General features: G+C 60.6%; 18 protein-coding genes. 14 read left to right on the top strand and 4 right to left on the bottom strand.

The window, feature by feature from the left end; all coding sequences use genetic code 11:
* Nucleotides 1–103: 103 nt before the first annotated feature.
* Nucleotides 104–259 carry a hypothetical protein gene (locus V7787_RS28620; protein ID WP_198748009.1) on the bottom strand — a complete coding sequence of 52 codons (156 nt, stop codon included), beginning with the start codon at nt 257–259 and terminating at the stop codon, nt 104–106.
* On the opposite strand from V7787_RS28620, the gene V7787_RS28615 reads away from it, so the two are divergent.
* A complete protein-coding gene (locus tag V7787_RS28615) occupies nt 258–2,111 on the top strand; it encodes an ABC transporter ATP-binding protein (RefSeq protein ID WP_336090754.1) in 1,854 nt (617 codons plus the stop codon). The genes V7787_RS28620 and V7787_RS28615 overlap by 2 nt on opposite strands.
* 76 nt (nt 2,112–2,187) lie before the next feature.
* Here the strand turns inward: V7787_RS28615 and tssM are convergent, their stop codons facing one another.
* From tssM to vasI, 3 genes are read right to left on the bottom strand one after another with little or no spacing between them, the layout of a single operon-like run.
* Complete coding sequence (gene tssM / locus V7787_RS28610; RefSeq protein ID WP_336090773.1) at nt 2,188–5,808, bottom strand: type VI secretion system membrane subunit TssM; 3,621 nt, start codon at nt 5,806–5,808, stop codon at nt 2,188–2,190.
* Nucleotides 5,805–7,268, bottom strand: coding sequence for a type VI secretion system protein TssA (gene tssA / locus V7787_RS28605; RefSeq protein WP_064491564.1), 1,464 nt, complete (start codon nt 7,266–7,268; stop codon nt 5,805–5,807). Before tssA ends, tssM begins: the two co-directional genes overlap by 4 nt.
* Complete coding sequence (vasI, locus tag V7787_RS28600) at nt 7,256–7,906, bottom strand: type VI secretion system-associated protein VasI (RefSeq protein ID WP_336090753.1); 651 nt, start codon at nt 7,904–7,906, stop codon at nt 7,256–7,258. The genes tssA and vasI overlap by 13 nt, the downstream gene beginning before the upstream one ends.
* Nucleotides 7,907–8,232: 326 nt before the next feature.
* Here vasI and tssB point away from each other — a divergent pair, with 326 nt between their 5' ends.
* From tssB to V7787_RS28535, 13 genes are all read left to right on the top strand, one after another.
* Entirely contained in the window at nt 8,233–8,736 is a 504-nt protein-coding gene (gene tssB, locus V7787_RS28595; RefSeq protein WP_064491563.1) for a type VI secretion system contractile sheath small subunit, read from the top strand.
* A gap of 17 nt (nt 8,737–8,753) precedes the next feature.
* On the top strand, nt 8,754–10,244 hold the full coding sequence (gene tssC / locus V7787_RS28590; RefSeq protein ID WP_064491562.1) for a type VI secretion system contractile sheath large subunit: 1,491 nt from the start codon (nt 8,754–8,756) through the stop codon (nt 10,242–10,244).
* A complete protein-coding gene (gene tssE / locus V7787_RS28585) occupies nt 10,241–10,651 on the top strand; it encodes a type VI secretion system baseplate subunit TssE (protein WP_010953542.1) in 411 nt (136 codons plus the stop codon). Before tssC ends, tssE begins: the two co-directional genes overlap by 4 nt.
* A 3-nt stretch (nt 10,652–10,654) precedes the next feature.
* Nucleotides 10,655–12,421, top strand: coding sequence for a type VI secretion system baseplate subunit TssF (gene tssF / locus V7787_RS28580; protein ID WP_336090750.1), 1,767 nt, complete (start codon nt 10,655–10,657; stop codon nt 12,419–12,421).
* Nucleotides 12,385–13,401 (top strand): type VI secretion system baseplate subunit TssG, encoded by a 1,017-nt coding sequence (gene tssG, locus V7787_RS28575; protein ID WP_104887432.1) that lies wholly within the window; start codon nt 12,385–12,387, stop codon nt 13,399–13,401. Before tssF ends, tssG begins: the two co-directional genes overlap by 37 nt.
* Entirely contained in the window at nt 13,398–13,967 is a 570-nt protein-coding gene (locus V7787_RS28570) for an FHA domain-containing protein (protein ID WP_064491558.1), read from the top strand. Before tssG ends, V7787_RS28570 begins: the two co-directional genes overlap by 4 nt.
* The gene (tssJ, locus tag V7787_RS28565) at nt 13,964–14,761 is read left to right on the top strand and encodes a type VI secretion system lipoprotein TssJ (RefSeq protein WP_064491557.1); all 798 of its coding nucleotides are present in this window, start codon (nt 13,964–13,966) and stop codon (nt 14,759–14,761) included. The genes V7787_RS28570 and tssJ overlap by 4 nt, the downstream gene beginning before the upstream one ends.
* Nucleotides 14,762–14,816: 55 nt before the next feature.
* Nucleotides 14,817–16,154, top strand: a complete 1,338-nt coding sequence (gene tssK, locus V7787_RS28560) for a type VI secretion system baseplate subunit TssK (protein ID WP_336090748.1) — start codon at nt 14,817–14,819, stop codon at nt 16,152–16,154.
* Between the two features lies 1 nt (nt 16,155).
* Nucleotides 16,156–17,025, top strand: a complete 870-nt coding sequence (gene icmH, locus V7787_RS28555) for a type IVB secretion system protein IcmH/DotU (protein ID WP_336090746.1) — start codon at nt 16,156–16,158, stop codon at nt 17,023–17,025.
* 131 nt (nt 17,026–17,156) lie between these two features.
* Nucleotides 17,157–17,672: an Hcp family type VI secretion system effector gene (locus V7787_RS28550; protein ID WP_064491555.1), complete on the top strand. Its 516-nt coding sequence runs from the start codon at nt 17,157–17,159 to the stop codon at nt 17,670–17,672.
* A 74-nt stretch (nt 17,673–17,746) separates the two neighbouring features.
* Nucleotides 17,747–19,915 carry a type VI secretion system Vgr family protein gene (locus tag V7787_RS28545; protein ID WP_064491554.1) on the top strand — a complete coding sequence of 723 codons (2,169 nt, stop codon included), beginning with the start codon at nt 17,747–17,749 and terminating at the stop codon, nt 19,913–19,915.
* The gene (locus V7787_RS28540) at nt 19,912–20,835 is read left to right on the top strand and encodes a DUF4123 domain-containing protein (protein WP_336090742.1); all 924 of its coding nucleotides are present in this window, start codon (nt 19,912–19,914) and stop codon (nt 20,833–20,835) included. The genes V7787_RS28545 and V7787_RS28540 overlap by 4 nt, the downstream gene beginning before the upstream one ends.
* Nucleotides 20,828–21,205 (top strand): toxin VasX (locus V7787_RS28535; RefSeq protein WP_336090740.1); only part of this gene is annotated, 378 nt, incomplete at its 3' end. The genes V7787_RS28540 and V7787_RS28535, both read left to right, overlap by 8 nt.

The raw sequence follows: 21,205 nt of genomic DNA, 5'->3' as shown, positions 1-21,205 counted from the left end.
TTTGAAGGCGGAATGTGTCACATCCTCTGCTGACGCTTTATGACTCATGTCAAAAAAACGACAAAAATTATGGTAGACACAAGGTTGCGTCAATTATACAGCATCAAGGCAGAATGAAATCAATCTGAAATGTAATGAGTTGCAAAGGTTTGTTAACAAACACCCCAAGGCCGACCTTTTCCGGGTTAAAAACAAAAGTCGCCAAAGGCAAGCCGACAGGGCATTGGCCAAGCAAGAACCGTTTACCGGAGACAAGCATGCTGCGTATCTTTGAACGTCGGCTCGACCCCTTCCCACCCGACGAGGTACCACCGCCGCCCGTTGGCCTGTTGCGCTTCATGTGGGCTTGTACCCGCGGCGCCCGTGGCTACATCCTGGCGCTGGCGCTGCTCAGTGCCGGGGTGTCGATATACGAAGCCTGGCTATTCGCGTTCCTGGGCCAGGTGGTCGACCTGCTCGCGTCCTGGCAGGCAGGCGGTACTGTTGGCCCCGAGGAAAGCCGTGTGCTGTGGGGGATCGGCATCGTCCTGGTGGTCAGCATCGGGCTGGTGGCGCTGCGCACCATGGTTCAGCACCAGGTGCTGGCGATCAACCTGCCGCTGCGGCTGCGTTGGGATTTTCACCGCCTGATGTTGCGCCAGAGCTTATCGTTCTTTTCTGACGAGTTTTCTGGCCGGGTCACTACCAAGGTGATGCAGACGGCGCTGGCAGTACGCGATGTGCTGTTTACACTCATTGAAATCCTGCCCGGGATTGGCGTGTATTTCATCGCGATCATTGCCCTGGCCGGCGGCTTTGCCCTGAAACTGATGCTGCCCTTCATTGCCTGGGTCGTGCTGTTCGGCTTGGCCATGCTGTATTTCGTCCCCCGGCTGGGCAAGGTCGGGCAGGAGCAGGCCAATGCCCGGTCGTCGATGACCGGGCGGGTTTCTGACGCTTACACCAACATCACCACGGTAAAACTGTTTTCGCACTCCAACCGCGAAGCGCACTTTGCGCGCGCAGCCATGGAAGATTTCAAGCAGACCGGTTTTCGCCAGATGCGCCTGGTGAGCCAGTTCGAAATCGTCAACCAGGCGTTGGTGGTGGGCTTGATCTTTGGTGCCGGTGGCTACGCACTGTGGCTGTGGCACCAGGGCCAGGTCGGCACCGGGGCCGTGGCAGCGATTACCGCCATGGCCTTGCGCGTCAACGGTATGTCGCACTGGATCATGTGGGAAATTACCTCGCTGTTCGAAAACATCGGCACCGTGCAGGACGGTATGGCCACCCTCACCCGCGGCCCCAAGGTGCAGGATGTGCCGGGTGCTGCAGAGCTGGTAACCACGGGTGGCGCGGTGAGTTTCGACAAGGTCAGCTTCAACTACAACGGCGAGCGCCAGGTGCTCAATGAGCTGACGCTGCACATCCGTCCGGGCGAAAAAGTCGGCCTGGTCGGCCGCTCCGGCGCCGGCAAGTCCACCTTGATCAACCTGCTGCTGCGCTTCTACGACGTGGACAAGGGGGAAATACGCATCGACGGCCAGAACGTCGCCAAGGTCACGCAGGATAGCCTGCGCAGCGCCATCGGCATGGTCACTCAGGACACCTCGCTGTTGCACCGTTCGATTCGCGACAACATTGCCTATGGCCGCCCCGATGCTACCGAAGCACAGATCCGTGCCGCTGCGGCCAGTGCCCAGGCCGATGGTTTCATCAGCCAGCTCAGCGACCGCCAGGGCAACAGCGGTTACGACATCCTGGTGGGTGAACGCGGCATCAAGCTGTCTGGCGGCCAACGCCAGCGCATTGCAATTGCCCGGGTGATGCTGAAGAACGCACCGATCCTCCTGCTTGACGAAGCCACCAGCGCGCTGGACTCGGAGGTGGAGGTGGCCATTCAGGAGAGCCTGGATGAAATGATGCAAGGCAAGACCGTTATTGCCATCGCCCACCGGTTGTCGACGATCGCCGCCATGGACCGGCTGATCGTGATGGATGAAGGGCGCATCATCGAGCAAGGCACCCATGCCGAACTGTTGGCGAAAAAGGGTACCTATGCACGGTTGTGGCAGCATCAGAGTGGCGGGTTCCTGGGTGAGGATCGGGGCGTAGCCGAGGCTGTGGAGTAAGCAGAGGCCGGGGCAGCCAGCGCATACCCAGGCTTCGAAAGCCTGCCCAGTCAATGAACTGCGCCCCTGACGATGCTCATGGTCGCTGCCCATCCGGTAGCACCGCCTGCACCACACTGGCTGGCTGTTGCAACAAGCCTCGGGGCAAGCGGAAACCTTTGAAAGGTTGCTGGGTAATGGGATTGAAGGCTTTTTCAGCGTTAAGCCGATAGCGCATCACGCCATCTCCGGTCCTGAAGCTCAGGTCCACGCTGGTCGCCGTCCGGCCATTGAGCGCGCCGCGGCTGAGCAAGCGAAACATCGACCACGGGCCACGGTACTCCAGGCTGCTGCTGTTGCCATTTTGCCTTAGCAAGGTGAGATTGCTGCGGACCTGCTGCCCCAAGGTATTGGGCCAGACAATACCCGTGATATGGCTTGGCCCATGGGTGTAGGCAATCAACTGGCCATCCAGGTCCAGCAGGCTGGTACGCTGGTTCGCACTGAGCCCCAAGGGCTCGATGCTGAACTGCACACTCAGCTTGCCACGCTGATCGAAGAAGGTTTCGCGGATGCGATCCGCCAGCTCGAGCTGCTCGATCACGTCGGCACGAATCAGGGATTGCCCGTGCTGAGCGGACTGCAAGGCCTCAAGGTTGTCCTTCAGGAAAACCTTGAGATACCGATCATTAAACTGCTGCAGGCGCCCTTTCGGCCCGAAGAACGCCTCGAAGTCATCCAAAGAAGCATCGGGTGCCTTCACCACAAAGGGGTAGCGGCCTGCCAGGCGTTGCTGGAAAAAACTGTACACGTCAGCATCCCAACGTCGCTCCAGTTCGCGCAGTGCTTCAACGTTCAGCACCTGGGCAGTCTGGTCGGCGAGCTTTCTGACCTGGTGGCTGATAGGCTCCGGTAAACCTGTGGCAATACGTTGCAGGGTGCCGATCGGGTCCTGCCCTGTCATCGCAAAGCGCTGATGCACGGCTTGCAACGCGGCCTTGCCGCGGTCCGGGCTGTCTTGTACGGCCTTGGCGTAGTCCAGCACGGCCGCAACAGCGCCAAGGGTTTCATCGTAGTAGCTCGGCTTTTCTCCTGTCGCCTGCAGCATGGCGCCCAAGCCTGCAAACGCCCGCTGGATGGCCAACGCTTGCTGTTGCTCGGGTTTTCCGGTTGCTACGCGCAGCGTACTCAGCTCACCCGATGCTTCAACAGCTGCTGGAGGCGCAAGCGAGGTGTTATCCCTGACCGTATCCAGCAGCCGTTGCAACGGTGCTGCGGGGCCGGTCAACTGCTCCAGGATCGCGACACCATGGTCCAGATCACGGAAGTCAGCCACCGTAAAAGCGTTCAGGGCGCGCCGCCAGCTGTCAATGTAATCGGCGCTGTAGAGGTTATACAGCCGCTCGGTCAGCGCATCGCGGTCGACGTCCGAATATTCGAGTTGACTGCGCTCCCCCAATGCCCATTGATCAACCATCGCCATTTCAGCGAAGCGTTGGCTGTGCGGCTCGAAGTATTCCCTGAAGCCTTTGGCGGTGAGCATGGCGGCCAGCCGTACATCCTCATCCCCTTGCCTGGCCCCGGAAGACGGCTGGTACACCACATCGAACGCAGGCCCTACCTGGTGGCGCAGGTCCAGCCCGGCGTGCAACTGCTGGTACGATTGTTGTTTCAGCCCTGCATAGACCCGCTGTGGCAACGGCAATTTGCGCAGCCCCTGCTGCACTTCGCTGACCCGCTGGCGGTACTGCGGCAAATCGGTATCGGCATAGGCCAAGGCGTATTTCAGGTGCTGCATGAGGTCACGCTGCAACTGCCCCTGGCCAGGAAAGGCCCGCTGCCACTGACGGGCCATCCAGTCCTCGACCCATTCGGGCCGGCGGCTGTTACGGTCCTCGATCATCCGGTAAACCCTGAGCGCGGCCATTTGTTGCTCGCTGCCAGGGGGTGCTGCATTCATGGCATCGATCACACCACTGGCCAAGGCCGGCAAGAAACGTTTAGACAACAAGCTGAGGTACGCCTCATCAACCAAGGGACCAATGTTGCGCCCTTGATACAAGCCAAAATCGGCAACCACCGGCCAGGCCGCACGATAGTCGCCAAACACCGACACCGCATCGCGAATCTGGTCCAGTGGCGCCAGCAGGTTGCGCCCGGTCGGATCAAGACGCATATCGACTTCGTGACCGCTGTACTCCTGGCTTTTGGCGAGCACACTGGCAGCCTTGGCGCCATTGATGTCGGCGTAACGCTGCCAGCTGGCAACGGCGATACTGAACGCCAGGATGCCTACACCAGAGCCCACCCACAGCAAGTGGCGCTTGCTGCGCGCAACCCGAACATTGTCACCCGCCAGCCCGGCTTCCTGATAGATAACCCGCCTGAATGCTTGCTGGATGAAATAGACCAACGCCTTCCCCTGTGCTTTACCTTCACGCAGGGGCAGCTTCGTCGTGTAGGGCTGTGCCGCTTCACGGACAAAGGCATTGCGCATGTCGCCTTGCTGTACCACTGACGACCAGTACACACCACGTACCAAGGGTGGCGTGGTGAACCGGTCACTCGCCAAGGTTTCGCGCAAGAATGCCTGCAGTATGGGGCGCAACCCGATCAACTGTGCATGCAGTGAGAACAGGCGCCCGCACGGCGCTGTCTTGCCCAGTACATCCAGCCGGTCGATGACCTGCTCCTGCAATTGGGTGAGAAGCCGCCCGTAGTGCTCGTCATACTCATCCAGCCAGGCGTCGAACGCGTCAACCGCATCCAGCTTGAAGGTGAACCCCAACAGGCTTTCACGCTTGGCGGCCGGAAGCTGGCTGTAGAACTGGTCGAAGCCGTCCAGCAGATCGAATTTGGTCAGTACCACGTACAGCGGCAGGCGCGCCCCCAACTGACTGCTCACTTCGTAAAGGCGTGTGCGCAACCCATGGGCCAGCGCGACGCGCTGCTCGGGCTTGCCATGCAGCAGCGCCGGCAGGTCGACCACCAGCAACACACCATTGAGCGCCCGCTGGCTTCGCTTACGCTGCAGCCAGCCCAACAGGTGCTCCCACAACCGGGCCTGGATGCCGAGCGGCGCGGAGGCTTCGGAGGGGGCGTTGGCCGCCGAGCCCGCCGGCGGTTTTTGACTGATGAAAACACCGGGCGGGTCGATGATCACGGCATCGTCGCTGACCCACCAGCCTACCGGGTAGGCCAGTGCTTCAGCCTGTCGGCCCCGTGCCTGGGCCTGGTCGATACGCGTCAGGGTAAAGCGCTGATCGGTGCGGTCGATGAAGCTGCTTTTACCGGACTGTTCGTCGCCCAACACCAGGTACCAGGGCAGCCGGTACAACGCGCGTCGCCCACCGGCATTGTCGAGGTACCGCTCAAGCCCCTGGCTCAAGGCCCGCTCTTGCGCCTGCACGAACGGTAGCGCGACATCCTGTTCGGCGGCCAGTGCCTGGCGGCGCTCCGCTTGCAGGCGGCGAAAGCGCGTGCGCAGCACCCCAAGCCAGCACAGAAGCGGCACCAGCACGAGCACCAGGCTTGCCACGCTGCGATGAGCCACACTTGCCAGCGGCTGCTGCTCACGCCACGTCCATTGCGGGCCTAGCCACCAGATAGCGACCAGCATCAGCAAGGCGCCAAGCCCGAGCAGCAGCGGCAGTGCCAGGCCAATGCGCGTTACCCACGGCAAGCCCCAACGTTTGAGTTGCGTCCATATTTGATTCATCGAGGCTCCTGATCCTTGTCTTGAACTGCCAGCGCTGGGGATGCGGCGTACTGCTGAAGCCGCTGAAATACCTCGGGCTCCCACGCACTGGCGGTGGTTTGCTGCATGGTTCGGGCAACGCTGGCGCACAGGTCCTGGGCCAGCCAGGACACGCCCCGCGCGGCCAGCAGATCGGCTGCAATCACCGTGGTGTGGCAACGCTCACGGGGAGCACGAAAGCCCGCTTGCAACCCTTGCAGCCGAAGGAGCAGCGGTTCTACGCCACCGGTTTCCAGCTGGCTGACCAGCTCCTCGCGCAGGCCGCTGAACTCCTGGGGGGTTGCACCTTGGCCTGACGGCCCTTGCGTGCCCTTGAGCCAGGCCAGGCACTGGTCGTCGACAAATACCAGCCCGTCGCTGAAGCACAACTGCTGCAGCGAAGGCATACGCTGTACAAACCGGGCGGTGGCACAACGGATGGCCTCGGCCACCTCGCACATCGCCAGCTGTGTGGCGACGGTCGCAGCCAGAAAGCTGCCGCGAATCCAGAAGGGGCAAGCCGTCAGGCTCTTTTCAATGCGCTGCAGCAAGGCGGGGTCAACCACCTGACTGGCTATGGCCTCTTCATAGACCCGCGTGATATCCAGCGGAACCGCCATCAATTCCGTACGGTTGCCCTGCCTGACTTGGGGAGCAACCTGAATGTGCGCCCACAAACCGAAACGCCGTAACTGGTAGCCGGTAGCGTCGTAAGGGTCCTGCTGGTTGATGAGCTCGGCCATGGACAGCACGGCCCGGCGTGTCTCACGCTCATTGCCCATCGACATGCGTGACACGGGTGTGGCGATGACATCGGCCAACGGTGCAGGCTTCTCGGTTGCAGCCGGCGCTTTGGGCACAGCAGCCTCGCCGCCACCGCTGGCAAGTTCCGAGTATTTGCCTAGCAGGCGCTCAAGTTCGCCCAGTGCTGCCGTGTCCAGCTGCCCCGTTTCCTGTTGTTGCAAACGTTTCAAGGCAGCCTGCGCTGCCGCTGCGTGGGTCGGGGTGTAGGTAAAACGATCAAGACGCGGGAGCGCCTCGGCCAAGCGATCGATCACCAGGGCAACCAGCTTGCGCTTGCCCAGGAAGCCTTTCGGTCCCGGCTTGGGATGAGCGGCCTCCCAATAGCACTCGAGCATGCCGGCCAGCAACGCCAAGGTGCATCCCCACTGCTCCCAGCAGCCGCTACGCAACCATGCGGCACTCAGGTGCGCAACGATTCGCAAGTGCTTGCATTGCTGGCTCAGGTACTGACGGGACGCGTCTTCGATGTAGACCCAGTCGATCGAGGCTTCCTGCAGCCCACCCAGCTTGACCATCTCCTGATCAATGGCCTGATAGGTTTCGTCCTCGACATCGAACAGGCCAGCCGGAACTGCCGGATCAATCGGCGCGAGCAACCGAGCGACCTCTTCCCCGGATACCTGCGCTACCACCGACATGTGCTCCGCGCCCGGCTGATCAAGGGGTCCAGGCCTTGCGCATCGAAGGTCAGCCCGTCGACCTCGCCGTGATCACTCACAACCTCGATACGCTGGGCACCGATCAGCTTCCTGATCTGCTCTATGGCGGGCAGGCCCCGCCCGGCATCGAGCACTTGACCGTTCTCCATCACCTGCCAGGGGGTCTCACGGGTAGACCAGCCCTCCCCGCTCAGGCGTACCTTGACCCAGCTTGCTTCGATCGGACGCCTGGCAATCAGCTGTAGCCGGGAGATGGCCTGGATGCAACTGATTGCCATGTAGGCACGTTCATCATCCGATGCGATGGCGGGCGCCGAAATCACAAGCGCTGGTGCGCCTGCCCCGTCCTGGGGCTGGCTCCCGATGCGAAACGTCAGGTCATCCGGTGCCCGTTCAGCTTCATTTGCCATCACCCGTAACACAGTGGGGGCCTGCTGCTCCGGTGCAGACCACTGCCGCTTTGGCGTGTACGCCGGGGTGCCAGCAGCCTGATCGAAACAGGCCAGTCGCTCGACGTTGGACACGATCCGGGGACAGTCCCGCGTGGAGCCTGCCAGCACCGGCTGCAGACAAAACAGCAACGAGAGACCGGCGCCATATGCACAGCGGTTAATCATCCTGAATTTACTCTCTGAATAGTACAAATGGCCTATATTGCGCAAAGAACTTTCCTACAAATAGATAGCAATGCCTATGCGTCCGTGCGACCAATTAAAACAAATCCAGCAGAAGCCTATTACACAGTACCGAATGCACACAAACAAATATTTATTTACATCTTAATGCTCGACCAAAGACCACTCTTCCGCGCATCGTTTTCATAGGGAACGGACAAATAACCCAACCCATTAATCATATGTGGGAATCTTCCTACAAGACCGAGACAACAATAAACACAACTAGCACCTGAACATCCTACAGCCCAACAGGGAGTTGCGTACCGATGTCTAACAATACGGGATCCGTTGCGCCGAAAGAACGCGTCAATATCAAGTATGTCCCCGCTACCAGCGATGAGCAGGCTGAGGTGGAGCTGCCGCACAAGATGCTGGTGCTGGGCGACTTCGGCCTGGATGACAACCGTGCGCTTGAGGACCGTCAGGTCATGCGCATCGATAAACATACATTCAACAGCGTGTTGAACGACGCCAACGTGAGCCTGGACGTAACGGTACCGTCCAGGCTTGGCACCGCCCCGGATACCGAGCTGGCCGTCTACCTGCAGTTCAGGTCCATCAACGATTTCGGGCCGGACCGGATCGCGCGCCAGGTGCCCGAGCTGAACAAGCTGCTGGCGCTGCGCGAAGCACTGGTCGCCCTGAAAGGCCCGCTGGGTAACGTCCCGGCCTTCCGCAAGCAATTGCAGCACCTGCTTAACAACGAGCAGGCGCGTAAGCAGCTCGCCCAAGAACTGGACCTGGTGCTCGAGGCGCCAGAACAAGATTGAGACAATGGAGCGTCCACATGCCCAAGCCAAGCAGCACCGCCATCACCACAGACGCAACGGCCGACACATTGAGCAATGCCACCTTGCTCGACCAGATCATGGCAGAAACCAAGCTGGTGCCTGCTCAGGAGGGCTACCAGATTGCCAGGCAGGGCGTATCTGCCTTCATCGCCGAAATCCTCAAGAGCAATGACCCGGATCAACTGATCAACAAACACCGAGCCGACCAGATGATTGCCGAAATCGACCGAATGCTCGGCAAACAGATGGATGCCATACTGCATCAGCCTGAGTTCCAGCAGCTTGAATCATCGTGGCGCAGCCTGAAACTTCTGGTCGACCGCACGGACTTCAGGGAGAACATCAAGCTTGAAGTCTTGCATGTCACTAAAGAGGACCTGCTCGACGACTTCGAAAATGCTGCCGACATTACCTGCAGCGGTATCTACAAGCATGTATACACCGCGGGTTATGGCCAATTCGGGGGAGAGCCGGTTGCGGCAATGGTAGGCAACTACAACTTCGGCCCCTCTTCCCCTGACATCAAGTTGCTAAGTTACATGGCCTCCGTTGGCGCCATGTCCCATGCCCCTTTTCTTGCTGCACCTGCCCCCGAATTCTTCAATTTGAACAGCTTCGAGGAGCTGCCTAACCTCAAGGAAATAAAAGACCTCTTCGCCGGCCCTCGGCATGCCAAGTGGCGCGCTTTTCGTGAAAGCGAAGACGCCCGCCACGTCGCCCTGACCGGGCCGCGCTTCATGCTTCGCTCCGCTTACCACCCGCAGGAACAACCGATCGAGAGCTTCAACTACAACGAAGACATCGCCGGGCAGCACGACAACTACCTGTGGGGCAATTCTGCTTTTCTGTTAGCCAGTTGCATCAACGACAGCTTCGCCCGCTACCGCTGGTGCCCGAACATCATCGGCCCCCAATCGGGCGGTGCCGTCGAAGACTTGCCGGTCCACCTGTACGAATCCCTGGGCCAGTTGCAGGCCAAGATCCCTACCGAGGTGCTGATATCCGACCGCAAGGAATTCGAACTGGCCGAAGAGGGCTTCATCGCCCTGACCATGCGCAAAGACAGCGACAACGCCGCGTTCTTCTCCGCCAACTCGGTACAAAAGCCCAAGCACTTCCCGAAAACCCCTGAGGGGCTTCAGGCACAGACCAACTACAAGCTGGGTACCCAGTTGCCCTACCTGTTCATCGTCAACCGGCTCGCCCACTACATCAAGGTGCTGCAGCGCGAGCAGATCGGCAGTTGGAAAGAGCGCCGTGACCTTGAGTCCGAGCTGAACAAATGGATCAAGCAGTACGTCGCCGACCAGGAGAACCCGTCTGCCGACGTTCGCAGCCGCCGGCCGCTGCGTGCCGCCCGTATTGAGGTCTCGGATGTTGCGGGTGACCCGGGCTGGTACCAGGTTTCGCTCGCCGTACGCCCGCACTTCAAGTACATGGGCGCGAACTTCGAGATTTCTCTGGTCGGGCGGCTCGATACGCAATGAGTGGTCTTTTTGATCGCCTGATGGTGGACCAGTGCACCCGCCGGGAGGCCTCCCGACGCGAGAGCGCTTCCCACAAGTTCGCCGCCATCAAGCGCCACCTCGAAACGCTGCTGAATGCCCGCCAGGGGTGCTCCCAGAGCAGCCCTGAGCTGGGCCTGCGCGACTTCAATGGGCATGACGTGAGCAACGGCGACTTGCTTGTGCAGGTGAGCGCGGATATCCGCCGCACCCTCCAGCGCTTCGAGCCGCGCATACAGGTACGCACGCTCAACGCAGTGCCCGATACCCATGCCCCGCTGGAGCTGCATTTCAGGCTGGATTGCCTGGTACAGGTCAACAACCACGCAGAGCAGCTGCAACTCGAGCTGCTGGTCGATGGGCACAACCGCTACACGCGCGTGAGGTGACCGATGTCACTGAGAGACAGTTTCAGCGAAGAACTGCGTTACCTGCACGAACTGGGGAACGACTTTGCCAAGGACAACCCACAACTCGCGCAGTTGCTTGGCAAAGGCGCCAGCGACCCCGATGTCGAACGCCTGATGGAAGCCTTTGCGTTCCTGACAGCCAAGCTACGGCTGAAGCTGGAAGACGACTTGCCAGAGCTGACCCATCCCATGCTGCAGTTGCTGTGGCCGAACTACCTGCGGCCGATGCCCAGCGCGACGATCATCAAGTTCAGCCCGGTGAGGCAATCCCTCAGCCAGTCACAGCGCATCCCAAAGGGGTCGCGGCTGTTCTCGAAACCGGTAGACGGCGTGGCCTGCGAGTTCCGCACCTGTACAGCGGTCAACATTCATCCGTTCGAGATCGACACGGTCGCAGCCACCCAGACATCCGACAGTTCTGTGATCTGCATCGGCCTTCAATCACTGGTCGAGCGGCCGTTGAACAGCCTGGGCTGTACCGGCCTCGACTTTTACCTCAGCGGCGATGCCCGAACCGCTCGCACGCTTTACCTGTGGGTTTCTCAATACCTCAAGCATGTCAGCGTGACCATCAATGGCGAGGTTCGTCGGCTGCCGGCAAACAGCATCGCATTCCCAGGGTTCAGCCCCAACGACGCCTTGCTGCCTTATCCACAGAACGTCTTTGATGGCTACCGCATCCTGCAGGAATACTTCGCGTTCCCTCAACGTTTTCACTTTTTCAGCGTTACCGGGCTGGAAAAAATCTGGCCAGCTCATGGCAGCCAGCAGGTAAACCTCGAATTTCACTTCACGCGCCAGCTACCCGACTCGCTGCGTGTCGGCAAAGCAGATTTCAACCTGTTCTGCGCACCTGCGGTCAACCTGTTCCAGCACAGCGCCGAGCCCATCGACCTGTCCGGCAAGGACGCCATGGTTCCACTGAAGCCCAAGGGCACAGCGCCGCACGGCTACGAAATCTTCAGTGTCGACCAGGTGATCAGCACCCGAACGACGACTGACGGTAACACCGGTGAGCACCTTCGGACCTTCCGTCCCTTCGAGTCATTCGCCCATGAAATCGAGCACGTCCAGGGGCGCACGGCGCTGTATTACCGCTGCCAGCTGGAAGAGTGCCTGCACGGCAATGGCGTCATGCATCAAATCGCCTTCGTCCGCGCCGACGCCAACAGCTACATAGGCGAGCTGGAAACCGCGTCCATCGACCTCACCTGCACCAATCGGGACCTACCGCTGGCGCTAGGCGTGGATGACATCAACGTCCTGAGCGAACTTACGCCGCCGCTGGCCACCTACACCAATCTCTGTACCCCCACCCGCCCCTGTCGCCCGGTGCTGGACGGCCAGTTGCAGTGGGCGTTGATCTCCAACATGTCGCTCAACTACCTGTCCATGCTCTCGGTAGAGCCGCTGAAAGCGGTGATCCGGGCCTATGACTTCATGGCCCTGCACGACATCCAGCAGGCTCGCACCACCCGTAAACGCCTGGAAGGTATGCGCGACATTCATACGCAGCCCATGGATTGGCTGATCAAGGGGCAACCCATTCGCGGCCTGCACACCCGGCTGAAACTGGACCAGACCGCCTTCCTCTGCGAAGGCGACTTGTACCTGTTCAGCTGTGTGCTCGCGCACTTCTTCGCGCTGTACGCCAGCATCAATTCCTTCCACCAGCTGGAAGTGATCAACACCACCAATAACGAGCACTACACATGGCCAATACAGACCGGCAAGCAACCGCTGATCTAGCCGACAAGCTGCTCTGCAAAGCGCACCAGTACAACTTCTTCCAGTTGCTGGAGCGGTTGCACGGGCTGCATGGCGATAACCTGGAACCGCGTTGGCCGGACGAGGCCACCCGGTTGCGCATGCGCCTGGCCTGCGACCCACGGCTGACCTTCCCTGTATCGGACGTGTACAAAGCCCAGCGAATGCCCGCTGAGGACGAGCGCTACCGCGTCGTTGCCACGTTCCTGGGGTTGCACGGCACCGATTCGCCATTGCCCACCTATTATCTGGAACAGGTGGCGTATGAACATGCGCATGGCATCGGTGTACGGCCGGCCTTCTTCGACTTCTTCAACCACTACCTGCTCAGCCTGTTGCACCGTATCTGGCGCAAGTACCGCTATTACATCCGCTTCCAGCCAGGTGCCAGTGACGGGTTCTCGCAGTACATGTTTGCCCTGCTGGGGCTTAACGACAAGCAGTTGCGAGGGGACACGGCGCTGCCCTGGAGCCGCCTGCTCAGTTTTGCCGGCGTAATCGCCAGCCGCAGCCGTGCGCCGGGCACTGTGGCCGGCATCATTGCGCACTGCTTCGACCTCAAGCAGGTGCACATCCGCGAGTTCGAGACGCGATCAGTCGTCACGCCGTCCAGGCAGCTTGCAAGCCTGGGGCGGACCAACGGCCAGCTGGGCAGCACGTTCATGATTGGCAGCCGCACGCGCACCCGCAGCAGCAAGTTCACCATCGTGATCAGCGAACTCGACCAGAAGCAGCTGCGGGACTTGCTGCCCAGCGGCATCAACTTCGGCCGTTTGCGCGCACTGATCGACTTTCTGCTGCGTGACGGGCTGGCCTATGACCTGGAGCTGCGCCTCAAGCAGAGCGCGTTGTCACCCTTCTGCTTGCACCGCAGCCAGGGTGCCTATCTGGGCTGGACCAGCTTCGTCGACGACCGGCATGGCCAGATCAGCCCGGTTGTACGCTTCCGGGGGCGCTCATGAGCACAGTCACCTTGAGCATCACCAACCTCGACCAACTGCAGCACGGCGTTACTGCTCGGCACCTGTTCGACTGCAAGGGCGGCACCATCGGCAGCGGGCGAGCAAACTGGCGAATCAATGACCGCGATCAGGCCGTTGCGCCCATCCACTGCGAAATCCGCTGGATCGAGGGCAGCTTCTGTGTGATCGACCACTGCCACCGCACCTACGTCAATGGCAGTGCCAACAGCCTGGGGCCGCTTCCACCCAGGCGCCTGGTTGAGGGTGACCAGCTTCTCATTGGTGCCTATCGCCTACAGGTTCAGTACTCCCAGGATCAGGCCTGCACACGCTCGCTGGAGGACCTGTTCAACCCGGACCCGAGGGTGCTCGACCGCCTGATAGCCGAAGCGCCTGCACCCGCTTGGCCGGCACAGCCTTCTGCCCCCCAACCAGCCGTCGAGATCTGCTCGGTCTTCAAAGCAGCCATGGGGAACGACCCTCTGGCAGCGCTGGACGCAGCAGACGGTGAAGGGGCACTCCGAGAAAACCCGCTGCAGCGCCTGATTGCCGGAGCATACCCATGAAGCCTCATCCACTTCTGCTCGCCCCCCTGCTGCTTGCGCTGGTCGGCCCCGCCGGCTGCACCTCTTTGAGCAGAATGAGCCAGGTGGCCATGGACCACTCGTTGCCCATCGGGCCGCCCAAGGATCACCCGACCGAGGTCGCATTCAGCATCAATGCCAGCCCTACCCTCAACGGCAATCCGGACAGCCTTGACGTCGCAGCCGATCAGGATCGCGCCCTGGAGCCCAGCCCCTACGCTGTGACCCTGAGTGCTGGCGACCCCTATGCGTTGACCGAAAAAATCGGGGTTCTGTTCGAATACCTGCAAGCGCAATTCCCGGCCATGTCCCCCGTCGAGCTGGACGAAGGAGACGAAAGCGACCCGGCTCGCTCGCCCCTGGAAGAAAGCGGCCCCGGCAGCTACGACGACCCTCAGGTGGCGTTGACCTTGCCGCGCACCACAAGCGTTGCCTCAGCGCTGGTCGCCACGCCCATTGCCATCACGATCCTGCAACTGCGCGACGACTCACTGCTGCGCAACACCGTGTACCAGCTACTGGAGCAGGACCCGGCCAAGGCGCTGCGCAGTACCTATATCCGTAGTGACGACTACCTGCTGCGCCCTGGCCAGTTCAAGTACATCCCGTTCGAACCCATCCACGCCGAAACCCGCTTCGTCGCGGTTATTGCCGACTACCGAGGCCATGAAAACGCCAGTTGGCGGCAAGTACTGCGCATTCCGCCGCGTGGCCGCCAGATCATGCTGTCGGTGTTGGTCAACGACACGCACATCGTGCTCAAGGAAGAAGACTGATGGCACCTCAACACCCTTTGCCCTTCCTGCTTACTCACGCTGACACGGAGCGCCCATGAGTTCACGCAATCCCGTTCTCTGGCCCGAAGGCCTGTTCGTCAAACCACAGCATTTCCAGCAGGCGACAAGGGCCAGCGAAGCAGCCCTGCACCAGCGCCTCGCCAGCCTCAATGCAGCCTTCTACGGCTTCAGCGAACTTCAGTTGAACGACGAATACCTGAGCCTGGGCAAAGTCGCCATCACCCGGGCGCGAGGTGTGATGCCGGACGGCACGGTGTTCGACATTCCCGCCGACCTTCCGCCACCGCCGCCGCTGGAAATCGGCGACGACGCGTGCCAAGACAGTGAGGTGTATCTGTGCCTGCCGCTGCGTACCGATGGCGGCCGCGAAGTGAGCTGGCCCGACAATGCAGCCAATTTCCGCTATACCGCCCAGGCACAGGAAATCAAGGATACCCACACCGCTGACGGTGACCTGGTGCAGGTAGACCTTGCGGTGCCCAACCTGCAGCTCAAACGCAAGACCGAAGACAGCAGCGCCTACACCCGCCTGGCCCTGGCACGTATTCTGGAACGGCGCCCCGACGGCAGCCTGCAACTGGACGAAGCGTTCTACCCCACCAGCGTTTCGGTGCGGGCGGTGCCAGCGCTGCAGCGGTTTCTTGAAGAAATCACCCATACCTTGCGCGAGCGGGCGCGCGGCCTCGCCACGCGGATTGGTGCCTCGGGCCAGTCCGGGATCGCCGACATTCGCGACTTCAACCTGCTGCAGGCCATGAACCGTTGGTGGCCATGCTTCCAGCATCTGGCCAGGCAAGCGCAAACGCACCCCGAGCAGCTGTACCTGTGCATGAGCCAGGCCTGCGGCGAATTCGTCACCTTCACCGACCAGAACCGGCTGCCGCAGGAGTACCCCGCCTATCACCACACCGCACTGCGCACCTCCTTCAAACCGCTGGAAGACACCTTGCGCCGGTCTCTGAGCACCGTCTTGCGGCCGCGCGCTGTTTCACTGCCGCTGGAGAGCGAACAATTCGGCGTGATGACGACCACGCTGGAAGATCGCCGGCTGATCGACGAAGCCGAATTCATCCTCGCCGTGCGCGCCGACCTGCCACCACAGGCGTTGCGCCAGATGTTCATCCAGAAAGCCAAGATCACCTCACTTGAGTCACTGAATGACCTGGTGCCGCTGCAATTGCCGGGCATCCCTTTGTTGCCATTACCCGTGGCGCCCCGCGACCTGCCCTTCCATGCGGGCTTCAGCTACTTCGAGCTGGACCGACGAGACCCGGCCTGGGCGTGCATGAGCAAGGCGAATGGCTTCGGCATCCACATTGCGGGCGACTTCCCAGGGCTTGAACTGCAGTTCTGGGCGATCAGGAGTGAGTGACATGGGAAAAGACAACAATACGCCCACCGATGAAAACAACGCTGCAGTCAACGCGCTTGATTCAACCCTTGAACAGCCAGTACCCGCCCCCCGGGCTGCGGCAACCAATGCGCAAGTATCCACGGACAAACCTGAGCCAGAGCCCGTTTCCGAAGGCTACCCCGCTGACCCGGAATTTCAGCTGCGGGGCGGCTTCGCCAACCTGATGCTGGATGCCGCATCACCGTTGTTCGGCTTGGTCATACGCCTGCGTACGCTGGACGAGCTGCCGAACATCCAGGACGTGCACCAGCAAGTACGCAGCCAGATCGACAACATTCAGGAAGAAATGCGCCAGCACGGTTACGAACCCGCTCAGTTGCTGGCGTACTCCTACGGTCTGTGCCTGTTCATAGACGAGGCCGTAATGGAGCGGCCCTGGGGCAAGAGCAGCTGCTGGAGTCAGGAGCCGCTGCTCAGCATCTTCCACGACGAGACCTGGGGTGGGGAAAAAATCTTCACGGTGATCACCCGCCTGATGCAGGAGCCCAAGCGTTATCAGGACGTACTTGAGTTCATGTACTACGCCCTGTGCCTTGGGCTGAAGGGCAAGTACGCGCTCGCGCCGAAAGGCGAAGAAACACTCAACGCACTGATTCACCAACTGCACGGGATCATCCGCGAACTGCGCGGCCCCACCCCCGAAGAAGTCTGCGACCCCTACACCAATGTGGCCCCACGCAACTTCCGCATGAGCCGGCAATGGCCCTGGTGGAGCCCCTTGGTGATTTCCGCCATCGCCATGGCGGTGGCTTACAGCATCTACAGCTATCGCCTGCACCTGATTACCACCGAGGTGCTGGAGTCGCTCAACGGCATTTTGCAGCAGTAGCGCGTCGATCCACGGCGCAGCTGATTCATTGAATTGACGAGGTACCTGCCTCGTTGACAAGCCCATCGTTCCTGATGGCCACGCCGCCCGTGGTGGCGTGATTTATCCATATGGATGTAGGAGAAACTGCCATGCCAACACCTGCTTATATCAAGATCATAGGCCAGACCCAAGGCAACATCACCGAAAATGCATTTACCGCTGAATCCGTCGGCAACGTGTTCCAACAAGGCCATGAAGATCAAATTCTGGTTCAGGAAATCAAGCATGAGGTGACTACGCCCACTGACCCCCAGAGCGGTCAACCGAGTGGCCAGCGCGTGCATAAGCCTTTCATATTCACCAGCTCGCTGAATAAAGCTACACCCCTGATGTATCAGGCACTTGCCAACGGCGAAATGCTGCCAACGGTCGAGGTCAGCTGGTATCGCACCTCGTCGGAAGGCAAACAAGAGCATTTTTTCACCACCACGCTCGAAGACGCCACCATCGTCAGCATCAATACCGTGCTTCCCCACGCACTCGACAAAGACAATGAAAACTACACCCAACTGGTTGAAGTATCGCTGGCGTATCGAAAGATCACGTGGGCTCACGATGTAGCCAATACCGAAGGCTCTGACGACTGGCGCGCACCTGCCGCCTGACCTGTGCAAATGCCCTGGGCAGGCCATGCCCGCCCAGGCTTTGTGTTGATTCAGACGGCGGACAAGGATCTTTTATGCCTAGCCAATCTGACTTGCGCTACAGCTTTGAGGCACTCGTTGGCAAAGCTGAATTCGAGGTGGTGTCGTTCGAACTCCGAGAGGGCATCAGCGCACCCTTTGAACTGGAGCTGAAACTGATCAGCTTCGAAAACGACATCGACTTCGGCCATTTGCTCGACAAGCCCGTGCTCTTCACCATCCTGGAGGGCGAACGCCCGGTACGGTACGTGCACGGCCTTGTCAGCCGTTTCAGCCAGGCTGAAAGCGGCTTCTACCGCACCTACTACCACGCGCTGGTCGAGCCCCAACTGGCACGGGCCAACCTGCGCTCGAACTGGCGCATCTTCCAGCACAAGACCGTTCCGCAAATTCTCGAGCTGATGCTCAAGCGCCAGGGCATTGACCAGTACGAACTGCGCGCCAGCATGGACCACCAGGTGCGCGAATTCTGCGTACAAGCCGGCGAAACCGACCTCGACTTCATCGCCCGCCTCGCGGCCGAAGAAGGCTTTGTCTACCGCTTCGAGCACAACGAAAAACGCCATAAGCTGATCATCACCGACAGACTGCAGTCACTCGGTCTGATAAGTCACGGTGTCATCAAACACGAGGACGACGCCGAAGGCTTCTACCGTGAGCGTGAACCGTCAGCCCCGGACACCGTGCTGTACCATTCCAACCACGGCGGCGACCAGCCTCAAGCGTGCCTACGGCGCTTGCGCTACAGCGAACAAGTGCGTACTGCACGGCAGGTTCAACGCGACTACACCTTCACCCACCCGGCCTATCGTCAGGAACACAGGGCCTCGGGCCCCTATCTTGAGCACCAGTCCACGGACTATGAGTGCTTCGACTACCCCGGCCGTTACAAACGCGACGCCGTTGGCAAGCCGTTCACCGAAAACCGCATCACCGGCTTGCGCCATGACGTGCGTATTGCCCAAGTGCAAGGCGACGATGTGCGCCTGCAACCAGGCCTGAGCTTCACCCTGACCGGCCACCCGCGCGAAGACCTGAATGTGCATTGGCGGGTCAGCACGGTTCGCCACGAAGGCAGCCAGTTCACCAGCCTGCAGGAAGAAGCTGCCGGGGCCGACCAGGGCACACGTTACGAGCAAAAGGCGGTACTGGTGCCAGGCAGAACCGAGTGGCGCCCAGCTCCGTTGCCCAAACCACGCGTTGACGGCCCGCACATGGCCACCGTGGTGGGGCCGCCCGGTGAAGAGATCTACTGCGACGAATGGGGCCGGGTCAAGGTCAGCTTCCCCTGGGACAGAGAAAGCCAGGACAACGCGTTCAGCTCCTGCTGGGTACGCGTATCCCAAGGCTGGGCCGGCGGCAGCTGGGGCTCGATGGCCATCCCACGGATTGGCCAGGACGTGATCATCCACTACGTCAACGGCGACCCCGACCAGCCGATGATCACCGGCCGTACTTACTGCGGTAACCAGCTGCCACCCTACGACCTTCCCCGCCACAAGACCCGCATGACCATCAAGAGCCAGACCCACAAGGGCGATGGCTTCAACGAGCTGCGCTTCGAGGACGAATTGGGCCAGGAGGAAGTGTTCATTCATGCCCAGAGGGACCAGAACAATGTGGTCAAGCACGATGAGACTACGCAGGTCGGCAATGACCGCAAAGAGCAGGTCGATAACGACGAATCGATCCTGATCGGCCACGACCGTATGGAAACGGTTGGCAATGACGAGCGCATCACCATTGGGCAGGACGCCGCGCTCGACATCGGTAGAAACCACACGATCAGGATCGCCAAGGACCGTGTCGAAAACATCGGCAATCACCGTCACGACCAGATCGCCGCCAATCACCACTCCCGTATCGGTGGCAACTTCGAGCAACGGGTCGAAGGGCATGCCGAGCTGGAAGCCCGTGGGGATATCCGCAGACGTACTCGCCGTTATGAACTTCGAGCATCGGAAGCCGTGGTCATCCAAGGCCCTGGGGGCTCCATTCGAATCGACGAAACAGGCATCACCCTGGACAGCCCGACGATTCGCATCACCGGCCAGATGCTCAAGTCGGCAAATGGGACGACAAGCCCCTTTTCCATCAGCAGTGCCCCGAACACCGGCAAGCCTCTGGAGCGCTTGTGTGGGCGCCGCCCTGATGGTACCTGCCTCCTGCCCGATTGCCGCTGTATCCGAGGGCCAGTCCAATGACTACACCGTCATCAGCTGCTCCGCGCAGCGAAGACTTCGCTCATAACTGCCGCTTTCTGCTGCTCATGACCAGGGCAATCGAGTACTGGGCCTATCGGCCCATCCCGCAGGAGGGTGAACTGGTTCCTGCTTATGCCCCATCGGTACTCGACCTTATAAACGCTGTCAGCCGAAATACTCAAAAGGCATGGTTATGGAAGAACAGCGCCCTGGATGACCGTCATGAGTTTGGGCCTTTGCTGGTGGACGTTGCAGACGCTCACGAGCTGCTTGCCCATGCAATCACGACCTGGATGCCTATCGGTGGCGCCATCGCGCTGGATGCCGAGGTTGGCCTGGCAGCACTGGCAGACCACTTCACCAGCCTGGTGCAGGTCGTGCTCCCTGACCACAGCGTTGCCACTCACCATGTCACACCGGACCATCTTGCAGCCTGGCTGAATGCGCTGGACGACGACCACCGCAAGGCCTGGCTTGGCCCGGTGTCTCGGTTGGCATGGCGAGTCAACTGGGGGCCGGCTCATGAGTGGAAAACACACGAAAACAAGCCGATTGCTGCCCGCTCAAAATCAGAACTGCCTTTGACCCTCCAGCAGCTTGAACTTGATCGGCTGCAAGCAGGCATGCACGAGCACTTTGTCCTCTCATTGGCACATGAGGTCTTGGCCATGCCGCCCCATGCCAACCATACCTTGGCGGACATACGCCTATGGATAGAAACACTCCTGCCGCAACTGACAGCCCTCAATTTCCGGAGCGAGGAAGTTGCGGGCCAATTCATTCGGCTGATAGCCGGGCACATGTGGCTGATGAGCAATGACAAGGCGGGAAAAATCTACACCAACCTCGAAGAGTCGCCCCAGGCCCGCCTTCGCGAGCTCCAGGCACTGGTCGAAAGCAAGGAGCCTGCCCATGACTAACGCCTCCGTCAGCAGCGCCACCTCCGGCCCTGCCTGCAGCGCACGTGTGCCCATCCTGCCAGTGCGCTACGCCATCGTACCCCGCACCGGCGACGCCCCCGCCTGCCGCTATGCCGATGCAGGCTTCAACCTGGAACAAGGCTTCGCCCCGCTGCAGCACTCGGCCTACACCCTCCGCGCTGTGCGCCCAGGCTATGTCTACGTGTTCATGAAAGGCCCTCTGGGCGAAAAGCTGGTCATTCATGAGCACGTCGGCGCGGGCCTCTACAAGGAGCTGCGCTACCAAGGGCTGGAGGACTACCACCGCCGTGAGCGCTACCTGTCTGGCCAGAGCATGGGCTGGGTATGGGCCGACACCTGCCAGGACACG

This window comes from Pseudomonas sp. CGJS7, from assembly GCF_036961695.1.
This window is presented reverse-complemented; position numbering and strand designations above follow the sequence as displayed.